The organism is Streptomyces sp. NBC_01275 (assembly GCF_026340655.1).
GTDB lineage: Bacteria > Actinomycetota > Actinomycetes > Streptomycetales > Streptomycetaceae > Streptomyces.
In genome coordinates this window covers 1,242,042-1,263,874 of sequence record NZ_JAPEOZ010000001.1, presented here as the reverse complement: position 1 = coordinate 1,263,874, position 21,833 = coordinate 1,242,042, and the positions used below count along the sequence as shown (strand labels likewise).

Below are 21,833 nucleotides of genomic sequence, written 5' to 3'. Positions count from 1 at the left end.
AAGATCGAGGCTCATCTGCTTCAGTTTCGATCAGATATCCACGCGCCACACTTCCACCCATGGAAGTTCACGTGTCCGCAGTAGTGCTTCTGACCTACGCTGATGGATCCAATATTGTCATTCTCGAGAGCATTCATAGTCGGCCAACCCTGGTGTGGACGAATAACGGTCGGCCCCCACACATAGGGGTTTTCGCCACTAGAGCTGTTATAGTCGTGATCCGAATAGAAGAAAATATTCTGGCTTGTGTTGTTTACGACAGACGATACAGCATCGTCCACGATCTTCCCATTAGTGAAATGAGCGTTACGAAGGTTAGCGATACCTCCAGTGTAACCACTCATCTTCTCGTTAACTTCTGGGATAACTGCGACCGATCCCGTGTAATTAGAATTCTCGTACATGCAGAAGTAGCCGTCTGGACACTTCCATGCAGCCTGGGCCTCCGTTGGAAGTGCCACTAGATTTCCGGCCAGAGCTGCCATGGCGGCCAGAGCACCCCTAAGGGCAAAGCTTCGCATATTCATTACGTTCCCCGAAATTTAGAACTACCGCCACAATCGGTAGAGCGGCAAGTGATTCCAACTTAGCATTTCCACCCTGTCGTGGATAGAATTTCAATGCCCCGACGATGGCGCTTCTCTACCAGGAAGTGCTCGGCCTTGCGCTCGTAGCGGCGGTGCAATCGGCGGCATCCAGCGAGCCAGGACATCGTGCGTTCCATGGTCGAACGGTGGCGGCCCAGACGGGTCGAGGAGTCAATTCCTCTGCGGGGGATGCGGTGCCGGATTCCTCGGCTGGATAACCATCGCCGCAGGTGGTTGTAGTCATAGCCCTTGCCCGCGTGGAGTTTGTGGGGCCTGCGCCGCCGGGGTCCCCGGCGGGATCGGATCGGCGGTATGTCCTGCACCAAGGGGATCAGTGAGCCTTTTCCAACCTCCCGCGTTAGTTCGGACGTAGAGGAACAAGCCAGGAAGCGATGGCTGGTCCGCTGGCCGGAACAGAAGGCGACTGCGCGCTTTCGCCGGGACACACTATCCCCGAGCGAGACGGAATCGGGTTTCCGGTCGACAAGTCATAGGAGTTGCGACGATGAAGATCCAGAACAGGATCACCGTCCTGGCGGCGACGCTTCTGAGCTGCGCGGGCATGGTCACGTTGGCGACGGGAGCGAGTGCCGCCGTGCCGACGCCGGACTCTACGGCGGGAGTGTCCGCCCGTGTCACGGCCGCCGCTGCCGCGAGCAGCTATCACACGATCAAGAACATGGCCTACAGCCAATGCGTGGACGCGCCCGGCGGGGTGCTCAACGTCAGACTTCAGCTGGCCACCTGCAACGGCTCCAGCACGCAGAACTGGGCGTTTGTGTCGACCGGTTCGGCGGACACCTACTACCTGGTGAATCAGGCGAGCGGGTACTGCGCCGAGGTCAACAACGGCACTAGCGTTCCGGGCGAGGCCGTCGACGAGTACCTCTGTGACGGGCTGGCGTCGGAACAGTGGGTCGAGACCGCCGTGATCGTCGACCAGAAGATCGGCGCGAAGTTCAGGCACGTGGGCACCAATCTGTGCCTCGACACGGTCGGCGGTGCCGGCAGCCAGCTCATGCAGTGGAGTTGCGACGACGCACACCCGGCGGCGGCCCAGGTCTGGATCGTGAGTTAGGCCGCTTCCGAGCAGCCTGCCGCTCACCGTTCGGCGGGCTTGCTCAACCGAACGCCGTTCCTGCCGGGGCGATCACACGGCAGGAACGGCGTTCACAACGGCAGGGCCTTCTGGCGGTTCGGGATGCGATCCCGGGGCGAATACCAGGAGGCCCTGCTGTGGCAGTGAGCCTTTCCAACCTCTCGCGTTGGTGGGGCAGTTGGCCTGACTGACAGGTGAAGCCCCTGGTAGATGGGTTTCGACCAAGAGAACCGTCTCCACCAGAGGCTTCGCATGCTCGTCTACCCGTCCGGCGTCGACGTGTCCAGCTCTGCCCTCCGCTTCCTCGCCGCCCGTTTGAGGAAACACCGCCACGCTCTCGGAACCCGGTGGCGGCGCCTGAGCGCGGGCCGACAAGCCCTGCTCACTCTCACGCACCTCCGTAACGGCCAGCCCTACGCCCAGCTCGCGGCCGGTTTCGGGATCGGCACCACCACCGCCTACCGGTACATCAGCGAAGCAGTGGAACTCCTGGCCGCCCTTGCCCCCACGCTCGCCGAAGCAGTACGGGCTGCGTCGACGAAGGCGTACCTGATCCTGGACGGGACGCTTCTGCCGATCGACAGGATCGCCGCCGACCGGCCTTTCTACTCGGGCAAACATAAGAAGCACGGCATGAACGTGCAGGTCATAGCCGACCCGAAGGGTCGTCTCCTGTGGGCTTCGCCAGCCCTGGCCGGTGCCGTCCATGACGTCAGGGCCGCACGCGAACACGGCATCATCGACGCTCTCGCCCAGGCCGGCATCAACTGCTGGGCGGACAAGGGTTATCAGGGCGCGGGTGGCACGGTCCGCCTGCCTTACCGCGGCCGATGGGAGAAGCTGTCCGCCGGTCAGCAGGCCGTCAACCGGTCCCATGCGAAGGTGCGGGCACTGGTCGAACAAGCCATCGCCACCCTCAAGTCCTGGCGGCTCTTGCGCAAGCTCCGCTGCTCGACGACCCGAATCACGAGCCTCGTCCAGGCTGTCCTCACCCTTCATCTGGCCAGCTCAGACTGAAGATGGAAAAGGCTCAGTGCCTGGCTGTCGTGCGTGTCGGCGCCCGAGATGCCGATGGGCAGGGGCAGTCCGGTGCGCTCCGTGATCAAGTGGATCTTTGACCCGTACTTGCCCCGGTCTACAGGATTCGGACCTGTCGGCTTCCCCTTTTCAGGGCCCGCATGTTCACCGAGTCGATCGCGCACCGCGACCAGTCCAACTCGCCACGGGATCCGAGTTCGTCGAGCACCAGACGGTGGAGTTTGGCCCACACCCGAGCCTTCGACCACTCGGTGAAACGCCGGTGAGCCGTCGCGCCGGACGGCCCGAACGACGCGGTCGGCAACTGCTGCCACGTGCAGCCCGAGGTCGCCACGAAGACGATTGCGGCCAGCACTTCACGGTCACCGTGTCGACGTCGGCCCCCACCCTGGGGCCGCGAGGGCGCCTCCGGCACCAGCCGCTGGAACAGCTCCCACAACTCATCCGGCAGCAGCCGCTCAACGATCCTCGCCACGACTGGCAGCTTACTCAACCAAATGAGATGACTTCTTATCCGACGAATCCCGCCCCCGAAAGACGCATCCGCGAACCGGGCGCACAGGTCACGAACGAGCAACGGTCCCCGGCTATCACTGAGACACTTGCCCGCTCAGTCCGTAGTCGATCAAGCTGGTGCCCCACCTGGACGTTGGTGAGACAGGAGGGGCTCTGAGACGTGCGAGCTGTTCATAAGCCGGACCGCGCCGCCCTCGCGCTCGCCGAACTCGGCTACCGGGTCAAGGAGATGCTCGGCGGCTTCGAGTACTGGGCGCGCGAGGGCTTCGCCTACGAGACCTGGGAGGGGCGGGCGGAGCGCGAAGCCGATCCGCTCACCGCTCCCGTGGACGCGGAGAACTGCGGTCGCCGAACCGCGACGTGGCCGGTCAGTCCCGTACGACCTCCGGCACGGGGCGGAGGAAACCGCGGTCCGCCGTCCCGAACTCGGCCTCGGGGCGGGCCGCGTGGAGCACCACGTCCAGCGCGGTGTCCGCGTCGCACGCGTAATGTCCGCTGGCCCAGGCGGCGTTGGCCTCCACCACGGCCCAACCGGAGCCGTCGACCGGGCGGTCGATCACGCCGACGTCCACCACGACGGCGCTCGGCAGCCCCGTCCCGGCCAGCCGCTCGGCGAACGCCAGGACCTCGGCGCGGTGCGGGTCGGCCGCCAGCGGGGCGACGTCGAGGCCGCCCCGGGTCGCGTACCGGCTGCCCGTGCGCACCTCGCCGTCCAGCAGGAACAGCCGGTACTCCACGGCGAACGACACGATGTCGCTCACCAGCACCGGCTCCGTGTCCTCGACTGCGTCGGGCCCCGGCAGGCCGCTGCCGTCCGGGTAGACCCGGGCGGGGAAGCTCTTGTCGTTCGGCGGCTTCACGAACGCCGGCCGGCGCAGCCGACGCGCCTGCGCGATCGTGGTGAACTCGACGTCCCGCAGGGTGAGTTCGCGAGGCAGCCGGGCCAGCCAGTCCTCCGGGGCCTCCAGCAGGCCGAGCCCCAACTCCCCCGCGACGGCGTCGGCGAACAGCGGACCGGCGTACAGGGAGGCCCCCGCGGTCCGGCGCAACGGACCCGGTACCCGCCACTCGCGGAGCGTCTCGACGTGCGCCCCGCGTCGCCGGGCCGCGTCCGCGAAGGCGTGGCCCGTCGCGGTGACGCGGGGCGAGAGGAAGAGGGTGCGGTGCGTGCTCATGGCAGACGAGAGTGGCGTACGAGCGGCCCCCGGGGACAGCGAATATCCGACGGGGCCCGCTCGCAGCGCTCGTGTCAGAGCTGGGACAGCTCGTCCACCAGGTCGTCCAGCCCCAGCGAACCCTGCGACAGGGCCGCCATGTGCCACGCCTTGAGGTCGAAGGCGTCGCCGTGGCGCTCGCGGGCCCCCTCCCGGCCCAGCAGCCAGGCCCGTTCGCCGAGCTTGTAGCCGATCGCCTGGCCGGGGATCGTGAGGTAGCGGGTCAGCTCGCTCTCCACGAAGTCCGCCGGGCGGCTGCTGTGCGCGCCGAAGAACTCCTGCGCCAGCTCCGGCGTCCAGCGCTCGCCCGGGTGGAACGGGGAGTCCGCCGGGATCTCCAGCTCCAGGTGCATGCCGATGTCGACGATGACCCGGGCCGCCCGCATCATCTGCGCGTCCAGATAGCCGAGCCGCTGCTCCGCGTCCGTGAGGAAGCCGAGCTCGTCCATCAGCCGCTCGGCGTACAGTGCCCAGCCCTCGGCGTTGGCGCTGACCATGCCGACGGAGGCCTGGTAGCGGGAGAGGTTCCCGGCGATGTGCGCCCACTGCGCGAGCTGGAGGTGATGGCCGGGGACGCCTTCGTGGTACCAGGTGGAGACCAGGTCGTAGACCGGGAAGCGGGTCTGTCCCATCGTCGGCAGCCAGGTGCGGCCCGGACGCGAGAAGTCCTCCGACGGGGGCGTGTAGTAAGGGGCCGCGGCGCTGCCGGGCGGGGCGATGCGGGACTCCACCCTCCGTACCCGCTCGGCGAGTTCGAAGTGGGTGCCGTCCAGCGCGTCGATCGCCTGGTCCATCAGCCCCTGGAGCCAGTCGCGGACCTCTTCGACGCCCTCGATGTGCTTGCCGTGCGCGTCGAGGTGGGCGAGCGCGACCCACGGGGTCTCGGCGCCCGGCAGGATCTTCTCGGCCTCCTGCCGCATCTCGGCCAGGAGCCGCCGGTACTCCGCCCAGCCGTAGGCGTACGCCTCGTCCAGGTCGAGGTCGGTGCCGTTGAAGTAGCGCGCCCAGCGGGCGTACCGCTCCCGGCCGACCGTGTTCGGCGCGTCCTGCACGGCCGGCGCGTACACGTCGCGCATCCAGTCCCGCAGCCCCACGACCGCCGCGGTCGCCGCACGGGCCGCCTCGTCCAGCTCCGCGCGCAGCGCCTCGGGCAGGGGCTCGGACAGCGACTCGGCTCCGGCGGACACGAAGTCCTCGAACCAGCCGCGGCCCGCGCCGTCCGTGTCCGACCACTCGGTGAGCTGCCCGACGAACGTGGCGGTCGGGCGCGGGGCCGCGTACAGCTTGCGCTCCAGGCCGAGGGCCAGGGACTCCTGGTAGCCCGCGAGGGCCGCCGGGACCGCGCGCAGCCGCGTCCCGACCGCCGCCCAGTCCTCCTCGGTCCGGGTGGGGGTCACGGTGAACACGTCGCGCACATGGTGGGCCGGCGTGGACATGTTGCCGACCGAGCGCAGCCCCTCCTCCGCGTCGTGCACGGAGAGCTCCGCGGTCAGGCGCTCGCGCAGCAGGCGTGCACACCGGCGCTCGACGTCACGGTCCGCGCCGGGCCGCCGCTCCGCCTCGGCGAGCGCGGCGAGGGTGTCCCGCGCGAGTTGCGCGAGCGTCTCCCGGCCCGTGGGCGAGAAGTCGGGCAGCCGGCTCGAACTCTCCGGGACCCCGAGGTAGGTGCCGGTGATCGGGTCGAGGGCGATGAGCTCGTCGACGTAGGCGTCGGCGAGTTCGCGGGGAAGCGGGTCGAAGGTCTGTGGCATGTGCACCATCCTCCACCGGGACGGCGGCGGACGTCACGGCGTTGGGGAGGTGTTCGCCGCCGGCAGGAGCGGGCCGCAGTCCCAGCGCTGGAAGATCAGCCGCGTCTCCACCCGGGCCACCTCCCGTCGTGCCGTGAACTCGTCGAGGACCAGCCGTTGCAGATCGGCCATGTCCGCCACCGCGACATGCACCAGGTAGTCGTCGGGGCCGGTGAGGTGGAAGACGGTCAGCGCCTCCGGCAGCGCCCGGATCCGCTCCACGAACGGCCCCACCAGCTCCCGCCGGTGCGGTCTGACCTGCACCGACAGCAACGCCTGCAAGCCCCGCCCCAGTTTGGCCGGATCCAGCCGCAGCTGATGACCGAGGATCACGCCGGAGCGGCGCAGCCGCGTGACCCGGTCCAGGCAGGTCGACGGCGCGACGCCGATCTGCGCCGCGAGGTCGCGGTAGGTGGTCCGGGCGTCGTTCTGCAGCAGCCGCAGCAGCTGGAGGTCCACCGGGTCCAGTACGACAGATTCGGCCATCGGCCGAACGTAGCACGGTGTTCGATTCCTGTAACCCGTTCGATGTTCACTCTGCGGTCCATGGACTCAGCCGCAGCGAGCACGCACGCACCCGACGACGTACGGACCTCCGCAGCGCCCCGCGCCCTGGCCACCGAGGCCGTGCACGCCGGGCGGGACGACCTGGCCCGGCAGGGCCTGCACGCCCCGCCGATCGATCTGTCCACCACCTATCCCTCGTACGACAGCCGCGCCGAGGCCGCCCGCATCGACGCGTTCGCCGCCACCGGCACGGAGCCGGACGGCCCGCCCGTCTACGGACGGCTCGGCAATCCGACGGTCGCCCGCTTCGAGACGGCCCTCGCCCGCCTGGAAGGCGCCGAGAGCGCGGTCGCCTTCGCCAGCGGCATGGCGGCGCTGAGCGCGGTGCTGCTCGCCCGCGCCTCGACGGGCCTGCGGCACGTCGTCGCCGTACGCCCCCTCTACGGCTGTAGCGACCATCTGCTGACCGCCGGACTGCTCGGGTCCGAGGTCACCTGGACCGACCCGGCCGGGATCGCGGACGCGCTGCGCCCCGACACCGGGCTGGTCATGGTCGAGTCGCCGGCCAACCCGACCCTCGCCGAGGTCGATCTGCGGGCCGTCGCCCACGCCTGCGGCTCGGTGCCGCTGCTCGCCGACAACACCTTCGCCACCCCGGTGCTGCAACGTCCGGCCGAGCAGGGCGCGCGGCTCGTGCTGCACAGCGCCACCAAGTACCTCGGCGGCCACGGGGACGTGCTGGCGGGGGTGGTGGCCTGCGACGAGGAGTTCGCGGGGCGGCTGCGGCAGATACGGTTCGCCACCGGCGGCGTACTGCATCCGCTCGCCGGCTATCTGCTGCTGCGCGGCCTGTCCACGCTTCCGGTGCGGGTGCGGGCCGCCTCCGCGAACGCCGCCGAGCTGGCCCGCCGGCTGGCCGCCGACCCGCGCGTCGCCCGGGTCCACTATCCGCGCATCGGCGGCGCGATGATCGCCTTCGAGGTGCACGGCGACCCGCACGAGGTGATCGCCGGCGTCCGGCTGATCACCCCGGCCGTGAGCCTCGGCAGCGTCGACACGCTCATCCAGCACCCGGCGTCCATCAGCCACCGCATCGTGGAGGCGACGGCACGGCGGGGCTCCGGGGTGAGCGACCGGCTGCTGCGGCTGTCGGTGGGGCTGGAGGACGTCGAGGATCTGTGGGGGGATCTGCGGCAGGCGCTCGGCGGGGGAGGAACGGTTCCCCGGCTCGAACGCGGAGCCGCCGCCGTACGACCGTAGGCCGCCCTATGACCGTAGGTCCGCCGTACGACCGTAGGTCCGCCGTACGACCGTAGATCCGCCGTATGACGGTAGGCCGCCGTATGACGGTAGATCCGCTGTACGACCGTAGGCCGCCGTATGACGGCAGACCCGCCGGGCGACCGTACGAAGGCGGCCCGGCGGTGTCGTGCCGCCGGGCCGTTCCCTGTCGTCGTACGTCAGTCGCGCGCGACGCGCTCCCCGAGCTGCTCGGACGGCACTCGCGCTCCGGCGGCCGCCGTCTCCAGGCGGGCGGTGATGACGAGGGTGCCCTCCTCGATCTGGTAGTCGAGGGGCAGGCCGAGGCCGCGCATGGCGGCGACCATGCCGGTGTTGGAGGCCTGTGTCACGGCGTACACGCTCGCGCAGCCCGCCTCGACGGCCATCGCCACCAGCCGGCCGAGGAGTTCGGCGCCGACGCCGCGGCGCTGCCACTGGTCCTCGACGAGCAGTGCGACCTCCGTCTCGTCGCCGTCCCACAGCAGATGGCCGAGGCCGACGATGCGGCCCGACGGGGTCTGCACGGCGAGGGTGCGGCCGAAGCGCGGGCTGAGCAGGTGGTTGAGATAGCGGTCCGCGTCGCCGACCGGCCCGTGGTAGCGCATCCCGAGCGTGCGCGGCGAGCACCGCTCGTGCATCGCCTTGGCCGCCTCCAGGTCGCCGGTGTCGGCGCGGCGCACGGTGATCGCGTTGCCCTCCGGCAGCGTCAGCACGTCCTGGCCGCGCGGGACGCGGGGGCCGAGCCGGGCGTCCAGCTCCACCAGGGCACGCGCGCGTGCGAACTCGGTCGGGGTGAACGGCAGGTACGGCCGCTCCACGGTGATCACTCCGCCTTCCGGCGCCCGCAGGCGCATCACGGTGTCCTCCAGCACCCCTTCCACGGGCACGCCCGCCGGGCCCCGGCCGCCGCCCGCGGGCGAGGCGGGCAGCGAGCGGATCGTGCACCGGCCCAGCAACTGCCGCAGCGCGAGCGGCAGTTCCGCCGCGTCCAGCGCGGTGCGGGTGGCCAGGCCCAGGACCCGGGTCGGCGCGTCCACCAGGTCGTGCGCGTCGGCCCGCTCGATCCAGGTGCCGGAGCCGCCCGCCAGCGCGACGGCCCGGGTGATCTCGGCCGCCGCGAGCGGGCCCGGGGCGCGCAGCAGGAACTCGTCCACCGTGTCCTCGCCCAACGGGTGCGTCTGCAGGCTCAGGATGTCCACCCGGTGGCCGGCCAGCGCCGCGCAGAGCGCCGCCAGCGAGCCCGGCGCGTCCTTCACCGTCGTCCGCATCCGCCACAGGGCGCTCTCCTCGGCGACCCCGGCGGGGAGCCCGGCCTGCTCCTCGGCGGAGGGCGGCCGGGCGTCGGTATCGCTCGTCGGCGGCGCGTGACCGTGGCGGCGTGCCCACCACGTGTGGAAACCGGCCGTGGCGACGAGGAGGGCCGCGGACACCGCCAGCAGCGCGGGCCCGTCGGGTCCGTGCCCCACCAGGTTCGCCACGGCGTCGGCCACCGCGACGGCCGTGAACAGCGCGGCCAGCTCCACCACGTCCCGCCGCCAGTGATGCACAGGACGCCCGCGCCGCGCGCGCGTCACATCGTTCATGTCTCGAGTCATGCGGCCACTGTGGAGGAACGGTGTTGCGTGATCACGAACGCTCTGTGACTGATGGGTAAAGGTTACTTATGCCCGTTTTGTTAATTCTTCTACGACTGTGCCGTGCGCCAGGCGTCATCACTGTGTGCACATGCGGCACAACTGTGCCGCGCGCCGGGGGATGACGCCGGTGCGCGGCACATGTACTCGAGGGTACGGGACGCCGGCTACTGGCCGACGCGCCCCGGCTGGAGCACCTGAGTGAACAGCACGGCGCCGTCCTGCTCGCGCAGACGGACCGTCAACTCCCCGCTGTGGCCGTCGATGTCGACCTCGCCGAAGAACTGGTAGCCGCCGGCCGGCGACACGTTCGCCGCGGTCGGCGCCTTCACGAACACCCGCTCCGGACCGAACGTGCCGTCCAGCGCGCTGGCCGGGAACGCGCCCGCGTTGAGCGGACCGGAGACGAACTCCCAGAACGGCTCGAAGTCGGTGAAGGCGGCCCGCGACGGCTGGTAGTGCTGCGCCGAGGTGTGGTGGACGTCGGCCGTCAGCCACACCGTGCCGGTGATCCGCCGGTGCTTGACGAACCGCAGCAGCTCCGCGATCTGCAGCTCACGGCCGAGCGGCGCGCCCGGGTCGCCCTGCGCCACGGCCTCGACGTTCGGCCTGCCCTCGGTGGCGTCCGGCACGACGAGCCCGATCGGCATGTCGGCGGCGATCACCTTCCACACCGCCCGCGAGCGCGACAGCTCCCGCTTGAGCCACTCCAGCTGCTCACGGCCGAGGATGCCCTGCGGGTCCACCGTCTGGTCGTCGGGCGAGTTGGCGTTGCGGTACGTCCGCATGTCCAGCACGAACACGTCGAGCAGCGGCCCGTGCCGCATGACCCGGTGGACGCGGCCCTCCTGCGCGCCCGGCCGCAGCGTCGAGATCGGGAAGTACTCGCCGAACGCCCGCCGGGCCCGCGCCGCGAGCACGTCGACGCTCTTCTCGGTGTAGCGGGCGTCGGAGTCGGCGATCACCTCGCCCGGGTACCAGTTGTTGCGGACCTCGTGGTCGTCCCACTGGATGATCGACGGCACCTGGGCGTTGAACCGCCGCAGGTTCTCGTCGAGCAGGTTGTAGCGGAAGTTGCCGCGGAACTCGGCCAGGGTCTCGGCGACCTTGGACTTCTCCTCGGTGGTGACGTTGCGCCACAGGCTTCCGTCGGGCAGCGCCTGGGTCGCGGTGATCGGCCCGTCGGCGTAGATGTTGTCGCCGCTGCACAGGAAGAAGTCGGGGTCCAGCTTCGCCATCGCGTCGTAGATGCGGTAGCCGCCGAGCTCCGGGTTGATGCCCCAGCCCTGGCCCGCGAGGTCCCCGGACCACAGGAAGCGCACCCCGCGCCGCCGGCCGACGGGGACGGTGCGGAAGGTTCCGGTCACCGGCTCGCCGGTGCGGCGCGGGTCGTCCGGGTCGGCGAGCAGCACGCGGTAGTGGATCTGCTCGCCGGCCGGCAGACCGTGCAGCCGGGTCGTGCCGGTGAAGTCCGTGCCCGCGCCGAGCAGCGGACCGAGCCGGCGGTGTGCGCCCCGGAACGACTCGGTGGCCGCCGTCTCGACGATCATCCGGGCCGGACGGTCGGAGCGCACCCACACCAGACCGGAGTCGGAGGTCACGTCCCCCGCCTGCACACCCCAGCCCGCCCGGGGCCGTCCGGACAGCGCGAGAGCGGGCGCCGCGCCGACGGCGGCGGGCAGGGTCAGGGCCGCGGAGGCGGCCAGCGAGCCGCGCAGCACGCTGCGGCGCCCGGGAAGCGGACGGTGTGACATGAAGGGGCCTCCAGAGACGGGAACCGTGTGCACGGGGGTGTGCACGGGGTGCGCACTGCCACCACTGACCGGAGTGCACTGCCACAACTACGGGCGCCTCGCAGCGCACACGGAAACCACAAGTGAACAACTGGCCCCGCGCTCCCTGGAGCCGACGCGCGTCACACCCCGGCGGCTTCCCTCATCAGCCGTACGCCGTCCCGGATCCGTGTGGGCGACAGGTGCGCGTACCCGAGGACGAGCCGCACGCCGTCTTCGTCCTCCTCTTCCTCGGCGGGGTGGTCGGCACGCGCGTGTGCGTACTCCGCGAGCGCCCGCACCTCCACACCGGCCGCGGCCGCCCGCTCGAGGAACCGCCGCTGTGGGCCGTACCGCCGGGGGAGCTCGGCGATGACGTGCAGACCCGCCGCGATGCCGGACGCCCGCGCCCCGGGAAAGTGCTCCCCGAGCGCGTCCACGAGGGCGTCCCGCCGCTCCCGGTACGCCCGTTGGCAGCGGCGCAGCTGGCGGTCGTAGTCGCCGCGCTCCACGAAGCGGGCGAACAGCGCCTGGTCGAGGGCGGGATGGCCGAGGTCGGCGGTCCGCTTGCGCTCGACGACCTCGTCGGCCAGCGCCTCGGGGACGAGCAGCCAGCCGAGCCGCAGCCCCGGCGCGAGGGACTTGCTGACCGACCCCGTGTAGGCCACCCGCTCCGGGTCCAGGCCCTGGAGCGCGCCCACGGGGGCGCGGTCGTAGCGGAAGTCGCCGTCGTAGTCGTCCTCCAGGACGAAACCGTCCACGGATCGGGCCCAGTCGAGCAGTTCGGCGCGCCGCCGCGCGGAGTACGCGATCCCGGTGGGGAACTGGTGGGCGGGCGTCGTCGTCACGGCCCGTACGCCGGACGACCGGAGCCCGCCCACGGCGATCCCCTCGGCGTCGAGCTGCACGGGCACGGCGGTGACGCCCGCCGCCGCGTACAAGGTGCTGTGCTGGGGACTCCCGGGATCCTCGACGCCGACCGTGCGCATCCCGCGCGCGTGGAGCGCGAGTCCGAGCAGCGCCGTCGCCTGGGCCACCCCCGAGACGACGAGGAGGCGCTCGGGGTCGGCGACCACGCCCCGGCGGCGGGCGAGCAGTTCGGCCAGCGCGGTGCGCAGCCGGGGCAGGCCGCGCGGGTCGGGGTACCCGAGCTCGTGGTGGGGCAGCTCCGCCAGCACGGCCCGCTGCGCGGCGGCCCAGGCGGCGCGCGGGAACAGCGACAGGTCCGGGGTCCCCGGCACGAAGTCGGCCCGGGCGCCGGGGGAGCGCGGAGCGAGGTCACGCGCGCGGGGCGCGGCCGCCCGCACGGCGCCGCCCACCCAGGTGCCCGCGCCCCGGCCGCTGCGCAGATAGCCCTCGGCCGTCAACTGCTCGTACGCCTCCGTCACCAGTCCGCGCGACACGGCGAGGTCGGCGGCGAGGTCCCGGCTGGACGGCAGCCGGGTGCCCGGCGCGAGCCGCCCGGAGCGGACGGCGTCGCGCAGCGCGGCCTGCAAGGCGCGGCCACGCGCGCGTGCCGGTGCGGAGGCGGCCGGCAGGAGCACCTCCCACGCGGCGGACGGATTGGTCCCCGACGACGTCATGGAAGTGGACCTTAAACGGGACCGCCGCCGTCCCTAGCGTCGCCGTCATGAATGCCGGCCTCACGAACACCACCACCCCGCGCGGCTCTCTGCGCGGCTCCCTGCTCGCCGCCCTCGCCTGCGTCCTCGTCGGGGCGTCCTTCACCGCCAACAGCGTCCTCGGCGCCTACCCGTACGCGGGCGGTCAGGCCCTGCGCTACGGTCTCGCCTGCCTGCTCCTCGTCCCGCTGGCCGGTGCGGGAGCCGGGGCCCGGCTGCGTGCGCTCACGCCCCGTCAGTGGGCCCGCCTCGCCCTGCTCGCCGCCGTCGGGATGGTGGGCTTCAACCTGGCCGTGCTGGCCGCCGAGCGCTCCGCGGAACCCGCCGTCCCCGGTGTCCTCGTGGGCTGCGCGCCGGTGCTGGTCGCGGTCGTCGTCCCGCTCCTGGAGGGACGCCGGCCCCGGCGCCCGGTCCTGTACGGGGCGTCGCTCGTCGCCCTCGGCGCGTTCACCGTGCAGGGGTGGGGCCGTACGGACGGCACGGGCCTCGCCTGTTCCGTGTGCGCGCTGGCCGGCGAGGTCGGATTCGCGGTCCTGGCCGTGCCCGTCCTACGGCCGCTGGGCCCGCGGCTGCTGTCCGCCACGGTGTGCGCCCTGGCCGCGGTCGAGTCCGCCGGGACCGGCCTGCTCCTCGACGGAGGGGCGTGGCTGCGGCGGCCGGACGCCGTGGAGAGCGCCGCGCTGCTGTGGCAGGCGGCGGTCGTCACGGTCGTCGGCTTCGTGTGCTGGTACATGGGCATGCAGCGGATCGGCGCGGAGCGCGCCACGCTCTTCTCCGGTCTCATCCCCGTCGCCGCCGCCTGCACCGCCCCCCTCGTCGGCACGGGCTCCTACGGCCCCGCCCAGGCCCTCGGCAGCGCCCTCGTGGGGACCGGAGTCGCCCTGGGCGCGGGGGCGTTCGCCCGCGTCCCGCGCGAACCGGCGGGCGGCCGTCCCTCAGCGGCTGCCGTCGAGGCTTCGGTCCCGGCTTCCGTCGCGGCTTCCGCCCAGGGTTGCGTCCCGGCTTCCGTCGAGGATCACGCGCGCGACGAGCGCCGGGTCGTCGTTCATCGGGCAGTGCCCGCAGCCGGGCAGCCGCACCAGGCGCGCGCCGGGGATGGTCTGCTTGGCCCGGACGCCCTGGCGGCGCACGAGCAGCCAGTCCCGGGTGCCCCAGCCGACGGTGACCGGGATGTCCGGGACGTCGTCGGTGAACCGGATGCCGCCGCCGGCCCGCAGCGTCTGGTCGAACCCGGTGGCCCGGGCCAGCGCCAGCGTCTCGGCGACCACGGCCTCGGGTGAACGGCGGGCCGGGCGGGCGTAGATGGTGCTGGTGAGGGCCGTACGGCCGGCCGCGGTGCTCGCCAGCCGCTCGACCAGGGGCACCGGCATCCGACGGGAGATCTGCCGCATGGCGAGCAGCACGCCGAAGGCGTAGCGGCGCTCGGCCTCCGACCAGAACCCGGCCGGGGACAGGGCGGTGACGGACCGTACGAGCTTCTCCCGGCCGAGTTCCAGGGCGAGCAGTCCGCCGAGGGAGTTGCCCGCCACATGCGGGCGGTCCAGCTCCAGGGTCTCGCAGAGGGCGCCGAACACGGCGGCCGTCGTGGGCAGGTCGTAGGCGAGGCCGTCGGGCAGGGCGGGGGACGCGCCGAAGCCGGGCAGGTCCACGGCGATCACGTCGCGCTCCGCGGCGAGGATGTCCACCACCGGGTCCCAGGCCTGCCGGTGGTGGCCGATGCCGTGCAGCAGGAGCAGCGGCTCCCCGGCGCCCACGCGCGCGTAGGAGACGGTGACGGGCTGCGGACCGCGGGCCGAGGGGACCGTGAAGGCGACGGTGGCGGACATGGGAACTCCTCGTCTGGAACTGGCCGGTGGACGGACCTGGCCGGTGGACGGACCTGGCCGGTGGACGGACCTGGCCGATGAGCGGACTTGGCCGGTGGACGTCGGGAACGTCGTAGACAGCTTGTCAGCAATTGCTACCGGCTGGTAGCCCCTGGCGGATGATCCCGGAACGTTGCCGGAGTGTCACGAAAGCGGGCCTGTGCGAACGCGCAGTGAACGCTTTCTTTCCGAGCGCCGGTCCGCGCTCCAAGGGGTCGAGGATTGGTCTTGACCAAGGGTGCGGGCCGCCCTATGGTCGCAGATAAGTGCAACAACCTTTAATAAACAAGGGCGCGAAAACGCCGCCGGACCACGGCGATTGCGGAGGACAGGGTGGGGACCACGCAGCTGGAATCGGTACCGGAACCGAAGTACTGGCATCTCAAGACCGTGCTCAGTGAGGCGCTCGACTCGGAGTTCACGGTGGGTGAGATCCTGCCCAACGAACGTGACTTGGCCGCCCGCTTCGGCGTCGCCCGCGCGACGCTCCGGCAGGCCCTGGAGCAGCTCGAGCTGGAAGGCCGGCTGCAGCGCCGGCGCGGTGTCGGCACGACCGTCGCGCCGCCCCGCGTGGGCGTCGCCATCGGCACCGAGCACCAGATCTGGCCGGGCACGGGCGACGACGCCTGGCAGGCCGTCGACTCCGCGGTCGCGGCCCCGCCCGCGGCCGTCGCCACGGCCCTGCAGACCCCGCGCGAGCAGGCCGTCCACATCGTGCGCCGCTCACGCGTCTCCCAGGGCCGGCCGGTCGCCGCCGAACTGCTCTACGTCCCCCAGGCGTCGGTGCCCGCCCTGACCGCGATCGACACCCCCTCGGGACCGGCACGCGCGCGTGCGGTGCTGCGCGAACTGCAGCGTCTGGAGCTGGAGGGCCAGGACCGCGCCGTGGAGCTGGGCTCGGCCCGCGCGGACGACGCCAAGGAACTCGACCGGCTGCCCGGCGCGCCCGTCCTCGTCGTCACGACCCGCTTCTTCGCCGAGGGCCGCACCGCGGCGCTCTCCGTCGCCACGTACCGGGCTGACACGTGTCGACTGACGTTCGGCGCGTCGGGCGGCGTGGAGATACACGACGGTCCGGAACGCCAGGCTTCCTGAGGGAGCCGGGGCACCCCTCTGAGCGACGGGCTTCCCGAGCCGTCCGCACTCCGGCCGAGCGGCAGTTCCCTGAACGTTCTGCCCTCGGCCGGCCCGGCCGCCGACCGAGCCGAGCCGACCGAGCCGAGCCGACCGAGCCGAGCCGACCGAGCCGAGCCGACCGAGCTGCGCCGACCGAGCCGCACCCGGCACCCCGCACCTGACAGCGACGCACCGTCAGCGTCGTGCCGTCACCGTGCCGTCGACCGCGAACAACTGCTCCTCGACGTGGTCCAGGGCCAGCCGCAGCGCGCCCGTCGCCACGGCGGCCTCGCCCAGCAGTGACAGCGCCACCTTCGGCGGCCGCAGACAGTACCGCGCCAGCTCGCGCCGCAGCGGCTCCAGCACGCCGTCGAGACCGGCCGCCCAGCCGCCGACCACGACCAGCTCGGGATCCAGCGCCAGCACCAGCGCGGCCACGTCGTGGACGAGCCGCTGGATGAACCGGTCCACGGCCGCCCGCGCCTGTTGGTCGCCCTCGCGGGCCTGGGTGAACACCTTGGCCACCGCCGGCTCGTCCAGCGGATGCAGCGGCTCGTCCGTGGTGGACAGCAGCGTCTCCGGGGTCACCCCACGGCCCAGCAGATGCAGCGCCCCGATCTCCCCGGCCGCACCGCCGTACCCCCGGTGCAGCCGCCCGCCGATCAGCGAACCGGCACCCGGACTCAGCCCGGCCAGCACGAACACGACGTCGTCGGACTCGGTGGCCGAGCCCTTCCAGTGTTCGGCGACGGCCGCCGCGTTGGCGTCGTTCTCCACCAGCACCGGGCACTTGAAGGAGCGGCTCAGCCGTTCGCCCAGCCGCAGCCCCGTCCACTCGGGCAGCGCGGTGCCCAGCCGCACGGTGCCGTCCGCCTCGACGATCCCGGGCGTGGCGACTCCCACGGCCCGCAGGGAGCTGCGCGGAACGCCCGCCCGGCGCAGCAGCTCGGCGACCGCGGTACGCAACCGCTCCAGCCGCTCGTCCGCCGGGGCCGTCTCGTCGACGTCCTTGGCCTGCGCGCCCAGCACCCGACCGTCCAGGTCGGCCAGGAGCGCGGCCACCCGGTGCGGGCCGATCTCCAGGCCCAGCAGATGCCCGGCCTCCGCACGGAAGCGGAACCGCCGCGCGGGCCGCCCCTGACGGCGGGCGGCGCCCTCCTCGGCCGCCGTCTCCACGACGAGCCCGGCCCCGATGAGATCCTCGACGACCCCCTCGACGGTCGGCCGGGACAGCCCCGTCACCCGGGTGATCTCCGTGAGCGTCGCGCAGTCCGCGGCGCGCAGCGCGTGCAGCACCACCGCGGAGTTGATCCTGCGCAGCAGCGAGGGATCCCCACCGGTCAGCCGACCCAACGTCTCGTCCTCCCAGCTCGTGCGCGTGTTGGGCGGATCGTACTCGGCACGGCGGACCCCGGCGAGTGACGATTGTGTACCGGTGTGCGGTGCCGGCGCCCGACCGGGCCGCTCAGCCCGGCGCCACGAACCCCGACTCGTACGCCGTGATCACCGCCTGTGTCCGGTCCCGCGCCCCGAGCTTCGCCAGCACCGCGCTGACGTGCGACTTGACCGTCTCCGTCCCGACGACGAGCAGGCCCGCGATCTCCGCGTTGGACAGTCCACGGGTCATCAGGCGCAGCACCTCGGCCTCCCGCTCGGTCAGCCGGGCCTGCTCCATCGTGTCCCGGGCGGCGCGGTTCCCGCCGTCGCCGTCGCCGTACTCGGCGGCGAGCCGTCGCACCGACGCCGGGAACAGCAGCGACTCGCCCGCGGCGACCAGCCGTACCGCGTGCACGATCTCGGCGGGCCGGGCCCGCTTCAGCAGGAACCCGTCCGCCCCCGCGCGCAGCGCCTCGTACACGTACTCGTCGTTCTCGAACGTAGTCACCACGATGATCTTCGGCGGCTCGGCCACGGTCCGCAGCACCGCGCGCGTCGCCTCGATCCCGTCCATCAACGGCATCCGTACGTCCATGGCGACCACGTCGGGCCGCAGCCGGCGCACCAGCGGGATCACCGCCGCCCCGTCCGCGGCCTCCCCGACCACCTCGATGTCGGGCTGCGCCTCCAACACGGCCCGCAGACCCGCGCGGACCAGGGGTTCGTCGTCGACGAGCAGAACGGTGACGGGCATCCGCTCAGCGTAGATCAGCGCAGCGGCAGCTCGGCGCGGACCTGCCAGTCGCCCTCGTCCGGCCCGGTCGAGGCCCGGCCGCCCAGCAGCGCCGCCCGTTCGCGGATGCCGCGCAGCCCGCTGCCCCGTCCGGGCCCGGGTATCCGGGCCGTCAGGGGATTGCGCACCTCCAGGCACAGCAGGTCGTCGGCGACGCCCACGCGGACCCGGACCGGTACGGCGCCCGCGTGCCGCAGCACATTGGTCAGCGCCTCCTGGAGGATGCGGTAGCCCTCCCGGGACACCGGGGCCGGGACGCTCTCCAGCGGGCCCGTCACCTCCGCGTCGACCTTCGCCCCGGACGCGCGCGCCGACTCCAGCAGCCGGTCGGCCTCGGCCAGCGTCGGCCGTCCGCTCGCCGGCCGACCCGACTCCCGCAGCACGCCCAGCACCCGCTCCAGGTCCGCCAGGGCCGAGCGGCCGGTCTCCTCGATGGCCGCCAGCGCCCGGTCGGTGAAGTCCGGGTCGCCCGCCGCCCGCGCCGCGCCCGCCTGCACCACCGCCACCGTCAGCGCGTGCCCGATGGAGTCGTGCAGCTCGCGGGCGATGCGGTTGCGCTCCAGCAGCCGCTCGGTGCGCTCCTCCAGGGCGGCGAGCCGCTCGGCGGCGGACGGGCCGAGCAGCCCGCGCGCGACGACGGTGACCAGCTCGCCCAGGCCGACGACGGCGGCGTACAGAGCGAGCAGGGGGAGAGCGATCAGCAGGGCGAACCACCGGTGGGGTGACGCCTGGTCGAGGAGCGGTATCCCGTGGGAGGCGTGTCCGCTCGCGAGCACGGTCAACTCGTAGGCGAGGCCGGGAAGCCAGACGCACGCGAACAGGGCCACCGCGCCGAGTGCCATGCGCGCCTCCAGCCACAGCACGGTCCGCAGCCGGTCCTGCCAGGTCGCCGACGCCGTCACGGAGAATCCCGGATCGGGATCGCCCGGCAGAAGCAGCAGCCGCGCCTGCACTCCCTCGCCCATGCGCACCGCGGGGATCAGACCGACCGGGACGAGCAGCAGCGCCGGCACCCACGGACGCGACGGGTCGATGAACATCCAGACGCTCACGACCAGCATCGGCACCCACAGGTGCAGCAGTCGTGTGTACGTCGTCCCCCGCAGCAGCGGGCGCAGAAGGCGGCCCATGCGGACAAGCGTGCCAGTCCCCACTGACAACGGGCCTCCCCCGAGCGAGGGAGACGCCCTCCCCGTGCGGGGGAGGCCCGACACCCCCGCCCACGCCAGAGTCGTGCCCATGACCAGCATCGACGTCCACGACCTGACCAAGGAGTACGGTCCACGGCGCGCCGTGGACCGCCTCACCTTCCGTGTCCTGCCCGGCCGCGTCACCGGCTTCCTCGGCCCCAACGGCGCCGGCAAGTCCACGACCCTGCGCCTGGTCCTGGGTCTGGACCGGCCGACCTCGGGCAGCGCCACCCTCGGCGGCCGCCCCTACCGCACCCTCCGCGAACCGCTCCGTCACGTGGGCGCCCTGCTCGACGCGCAGGCCGCGCACGGCTCCCGCACCGGACGCGACCACCTCCGCGCCCTGGCGGCGAGCAACCGCATCCCGGCCCGCCGGGCCGACGAGGTCCTGGCGGAGACCGGGCTCGCCCCGGCCGCGGGCCGCCGGGTGAAGACGTACTCCCTGGGCATGCGTCAGCGACTCGGCATCGCCGCGGCGCTGCTCGGCGACCCCGAAGTGGTGCTGCTCGACGAGCCGTCCAACGGCCTCGACCCCGAAGGCATCGTCTGGATCCGCGCGTTGCTGCGCCGGCTCGCCGGGGAAGGGCGCACCGTGCTGGTCTCCAGCCACCTCATGAACGAGACCGCGTCCTACGCCGACCACCTCGTCGTCCTCGGCCGGGGCCGCCTGCTGGCCGACACCCCGATGCGGGACTTCATCGACGCGCGCGTGCGGCCCCGCGTACGCATCCGCACCACCGACCCGCTCGCCCTGAAAAGCGCCCTCGCCGGGCACGGGCACGACGTCGAGGAGCACGCCGACGGGCACTGGATCGTGCACCACGCGCGCGTGGACGACGTCGGCCGTCTGCTGTCCGACGCCGGCGTCCCCCTGCTCGAACTGACCGCCGAGGAAGGCACGCTGGAGCAGGCCTACCTCGATCTGACCGCAGCGGACGCCGAGTTCGCGGCCCAGCGGCCCAAGGAGGACTGACCATGGGAACCACCGGAACGACTGGAACCACTGGAACCACGAGAGTCGCGGGAACCACGGGAGTCGGGGGATACGCGGGATTCGCGCCCGCTCTCCACGCCGAGTGGATCAAGATCCGTACGCTGCGGTCGCTGGTCGGCGGCCTGTGCGCGGTCCTGCTCGCCACCGTCGTCTTCTCCGCCTTCTCCGTCTTCTCCGCCCAGGCCGGACCCGGCGCCGACGGCGACGACCTCGACCCGCTCTTCTCCGCGTTCTTCGGCGCGAGCTTCGGCCAGATCGCGGCGATCGCGTTCGGCACGACGGCCGTCTCGGCCGAGTTCCAGGGCGGCGCGCTGCGCGTGTCGCTGGCCGCCGTGCCGCACCGGGGCCGCTGGTTCGCCGCCAAGCTGACGGCGATCGCCCTGCCCGTCCTGGCCGTCGGCCTGGTCACGGGCCTGGTGACGTGGGCGGTGGGCGGCGCGGTGCTGGGAGAGAAGGCCGACGGACTGACGGCCGCCGAGGGCCTGCGCGGGACGATCGGCTGCGCGCTCTACCTGACGCTGATGGCCTTGCTGGCCGCCGGTCTGACGATGGTCCTGCACAGCGGGACGGCGACGCTCAGCATCCTCATCCCCTTCCTCCTGATCGTGTCCTTCGTCCTCGGCGACCTGTCCGGCAACGCCGCCGACCTCCTGCCCGACCGGGCCGGTCAAGTGGTGCTGCACAGCAGGTGGGACGGCATCCTGGGCCCGTGGACGGGGCTGGCGGTGACCGCGCTCTGGACGGCGGCGGCGGTCGCGGCCGGGGCGTGGCGGGTGCGGCGCAGGGACGCCTGAGTCGGACGGCCGACGCGGGATCCGACGCGGAACGTCCGACGCGGGACGTCCGTTACGCGACGTCCGAGCCGGGGACGGTCAGTCCTGCGCCGCTGCCCGCAGCCGGGCGAACTCCTCCGCCATCGTCGCCGCCGTCCAATGGGCGTTCAGACCGCTGGGGTTCGGCAGCGCCCACACGCGCGTGTCCCCGAAGACCCGTTCCTGCGGACCCACTTGGGCCTTGCGGTCGTCGAAGGCCGCCCGGTAGGCGGTCACGCCCACCACCGCCAGCCAGCGCGGCTTCAGCGCCGCCACCTTCTCCGCCAGCAGCCGCCCGCCCTCGCGGTACTCCTCGGCGCCGAGCTCGTCGGCCCGGGCGGTCGCCCGCGCCACCACGTTCGTGATGCCCAGCCCGTACGACAGCAGCTCCTGCTGCTCCGCGGGCTTCATCAGCCTCGGGGTGAAGCCGGACAGGTGCAGCACCGGCCAGAAGCGGTTGCCCGGGCGGGCGAAGTGGTGGCCGGTCGCCGCCGTCATCAGCCCCGGGTTGATGCCGCAGAACAGCACGCGCAGGCCGCCCGCGACGACGTCCGGTACGAGACGGTCGCGGGCGGCCTCCAGCTCCGCCTGGGTGAAGCGAGTGACGGAAGTGACGGCGTTGACGG

Annotated in this window: 18 protein-coding genes and 4 pseudogenes; 8 read left to right on the top strand and 14 right to left on the bottom strand. The window is 72.4% G+C overall.

The window, feature by feature from the left end; translation table 11 throughout:
• Window positions 1-20: 20 nt before the first annotated feature.
• Together OG562_RS46205 and OG562_RS05220 are read right to left on the bottom strand one after the other, a co-directional pair.
• Window positions 21-485: a peptidase inhibitor family I36 protein gene (locus OG562_RS46205; RefSeq protein ID WP_353962835.1), complete on the bottom strand. Its 465-nt coding sequence runs from the start codon at window positions 483-485 to the stop codon at window positions 21-23.
• 101 nt (window positions 486-586) lie between these two features.
• A pseudogene (locus OG562_RS05220) lies at window positions 587-868 on the bottom strand (transposase); the annotation flags it as partial.
• A 224-nt stretch (window positions 869-1,092) separates the two neighbouring features.
• Between OG562_RS05220 and OG562_RS05215 the strand changes: the two are divergent.
• Window positions 1,093-1,665 carry an RICIN domain-containing protein gene (locus OG562_RS05215; protein WP_055531922.1) on the top strand — a complete coding sequence of 191 codons (573 nt, stop codon included), beginning with the start codon at window positions 1,093-1,095 and terminating at the stop codon, window positions 1,663-1,665.
• 273 nt (window positions 1,666-1,938) lie between these two features.
• Entirely contained in the window at window positions 1,939-2,703 is a 765-nt protein-coding gene (locus tag OG562_RS05210; RefSeq protein WP_266394161.1) for an IS5 family transposase, read from the top strand.
• Window positions 2,704-2,717: 14 nt separating this feature from the next.
• Here the strand turns inward: OG562_RS05210 and OG562_RS05205 are convergent.
• A pseudogene (locus tag OG562_RS05205) lies at window positions 2,718-3,208 on the bottom strand (IS5 family transposase); the annotation flags it as partial.
• A gap of 216 nt (window positions 3,209-3,424) precedes the next feature.
• Here OG562_RS05205 and OG562_RS05200 point away from each other — a divergent pair.
• A pseudogene (locus OG562_RS05200) lies at window positions 3,425-3,586 on the top strand (rhodanese-like domain-containing protein); the annotation flags it as partial.
• A gap of 22 nt (window positions 3,587-3,608) precedes the next feature.
• Here the strand turns inward: OG562_RS05200 and OG562_RS05195 are convergent.
• The 3 genes from OG562_RS05195 to OG562_RS05185 form a co-directional block, all read right to left on the bottom strand.
• Entirely contained in the window at window positions 3,609-4,415 is an 807-nt protein-coding gene (locus tag OG562_RS05195) for an ATP-grasp domain-containing protein (protein ID WP_266394160.1), read from the bottom strand.
• Between the two features lie 74 nt (window positions 4,416-4,489).
• Window positions 4,490-6,205: a DUF885 domain-containing protein gene (locus OG562_RS05190; RefSeq protein ID WP_266394158.1), complete on the bottom strand. Its 1,716-nt coding sequence runs from the start codon at window positions 6,203-6,205 to the stop codon at window positions 4,490-4,492.
• A gap of 33 nt (window positions 6,206-6,238) precedes the next feature.
• On the bottom strand, window positions 6,239-6,730 hold the full coding sequence (locus tag OG562_RS05185) for an Lrp/AsnC family transcriptional regulator (RefSeq protein WP_266394156.1): 492 nt from the start codon (window positions 6,728-6,730) through the stop codon (window positions 6,239-6,241).
• Window positions 6,731-6,790: 60 nt separating this feature from the next.
• On the opposite strand from OG562_RS05185, the gene OG562_RS05180 reads away from it, so the two are divergent.
• Window positions 6,791-8,011: a PLP-dependent aspartate aminotransferase family protein gene (locus OG562_RS05180; RefSeq protein ID WP_266394153.1), complete on the top strand. Its 1,221-nt coding sequence runs from the start codon at window positions 6,791-6,793 to the stop codon at window positions 8,009-8,011.
• A 200-nt stretch (window positions 8,012-8,211) separates the two neighbouring features.
• On the opposite strand, the gene OG562_RS05175 is transcribed toward OG562_RS05180, so the two are convergent.
• The 3 genes from OG562_RS05175 to OG562_RS05165 all read right to left on the bottom strand — a co-directional run bounded on the left by OG562_RS05175 (window position 8,212) and on the right by OG562_RS05165 (window position 13,021).
• Window positions 8,212-9,579, bottom strand: coding sequence for a GNAT family N-acetyltransferase (locus OG562_RS05175; protein ID WP_266409034.1), 1,368 nt, complete (start codon window positions 9,577-9,579; stop codon window positions 8,212-8,214).
• Between the two features lie 254 nt (window positions 9,580-9,833).
• Entirely contained in the window at window positions 9,834-11,420 is a 1,587-nt protein-coding gene (locus OG562_RS05170; protein WP_266394150.1) for an alkaline phosphatase, read from the bottom strand.
• Window positions 11,421-11,581: 161 nt separating this feature from the next.
• On the bottom strand, window positions 11,582-13,021 hold the full coding sequence (locus OG562_RS05165; protein WP_266394147.1) for a PLP-dependent aminotransferase family protein: 1,440 nt from the start codon (window positions 13,019-13,021) through the stop codon (window positions 11,582-11,584).
• A 47-nt stretch (window positions 13,022-13,068) separates the two neighbouring features.
• On the opposite strand from OG562_RS05165, the pseudogene OG562_RS05160 reads away from it, so the two are divergent.
• A pseudogene (locus OG562_RS05160) lies at window positions 13,069-13,932 on the top strand (DMT family transporter); the annotation flags it as partial.
• A gap of 63 nt (window positions 13,933-13,995) precedes the next feature.
• On the opposite strand, the gene OG562_RS05155 reads toward OG562_RS05160, so the two are convergent.
• Window positions 13,996-14,886: an alpha/beta fold hydrolase gene (locus tag OG562_RS05155; protein ID WP_266394144.1), complete on the bottom strand. Its 891-nt coding sequence runs from the start codon at window positions 14,884-14,886 to the stop codon at window positions 13,996-13,998.
• A gap of 372 nt (window positions 14,887-15,258) precedes the next feature.
• Between OG562_RS05155 and OG562_RS05150 the strand changes: the two genes are divergently transcribed.
• Complete coding sequence (locus OG562_RS05150; protein ID WP_266394135.1) at window positions 15,259-16,020, top strand: GntR family transcriptional regulator; 762 nt, start codon at window positions 15,259-15,261, stop codon at window positions 16,018-16,020.
• A gap of 216 nt (window positions 16,021-16,236) precedes the next feature.
• Here the strand turns inward: OG562_RS05150 and OG562_RS05145 are convergent, their stop codons facing one another.
• From OG562_RS05145 to OG562_RS05135, 3 genes are all read right to left on the bottom strand, one after another.
• Window positions 16,237-17,394: an ROK family transcriptional regulator gene (locus OG562_RS05145; RefSeq protein WP_266394132.1), complete on the bottom strand. Its 1,158-nt coding sequence runs from the start codon at window positions 17,392-17,394 to the stop codon at window positions 16,237-16,239.
• A gap of 112 nt (window positions 17,395-17,506) precedes the next feature.
• Complete coding sequence (locus tag OG562_RS05140; RefSeq protein ID WP_266394129.1) at window positions 17,507-18,172, bottom strand: response regulator transcription factor; 666 nt, start codon at window positions 18,170-18,172, stop codon at window positions 17,507-17,509.
• A 14-nt stretch (window positions 18,173-18,186) separates the two neighbouring features.
• Complete coding sequence (locus OG562_RS05135) at window positions 18,187-19,341, bottom strand: sensor histidine kinase (RefSeq protein ID WP_266394126.1); 1,155 nt, start codon at window positions 19,339-19,341, stop codon at window positions 18,187-18,189.
• Between the two features lie 109 nt (window positions 19,342-19,450).
• On the opposite strand from OG562_RS05135, the gene OG562_RS05130 reads away from it, so the two are divergent.
• Together OG562_RS05130 and OG562_RS05125 are read left to right on the top strand one after the other, a co-directional pair.
• Entirely contained in the window at window positions 19,451-20,374 is a 924-nt protein-coding gene (locus tag OG562_RS05130) for an ABC transporter ATP-binding protein (protein WP_266394124.1), read from the top strand.
• 2 nt (window positions 20,375-20,376) lie between these two features.
• Complete coding sequence (locus OG562_RS05125) at window positions 20,377-21,189, top strand: ABC transporter permease (RefSeq protein ID WP_266394122.1); 813 nt, start codon at window positions 20,377-20,379, stop codon at window positions 21,187-21,189.
• A gap of 78 nt (window positions 21,190-21,267) precedes the next feature.
• Here OG562_RS05125 and mug read toward each other — a convergent pair whose 3' ends face one another.
• A complete protein-coding gene (gene mug / locus OG562_RS05120; RefSeq protein ID WP_266409033.1) occupies window positions 21,268-21,789 on the bottom strand; it encodes a G/U mismatch-specific DNA glycosylase in 522 nt (173 codons plus the stop codon).
• Between the last annotated feature and the right edge of the window lie 44 nt (window positions 21,790-21,833).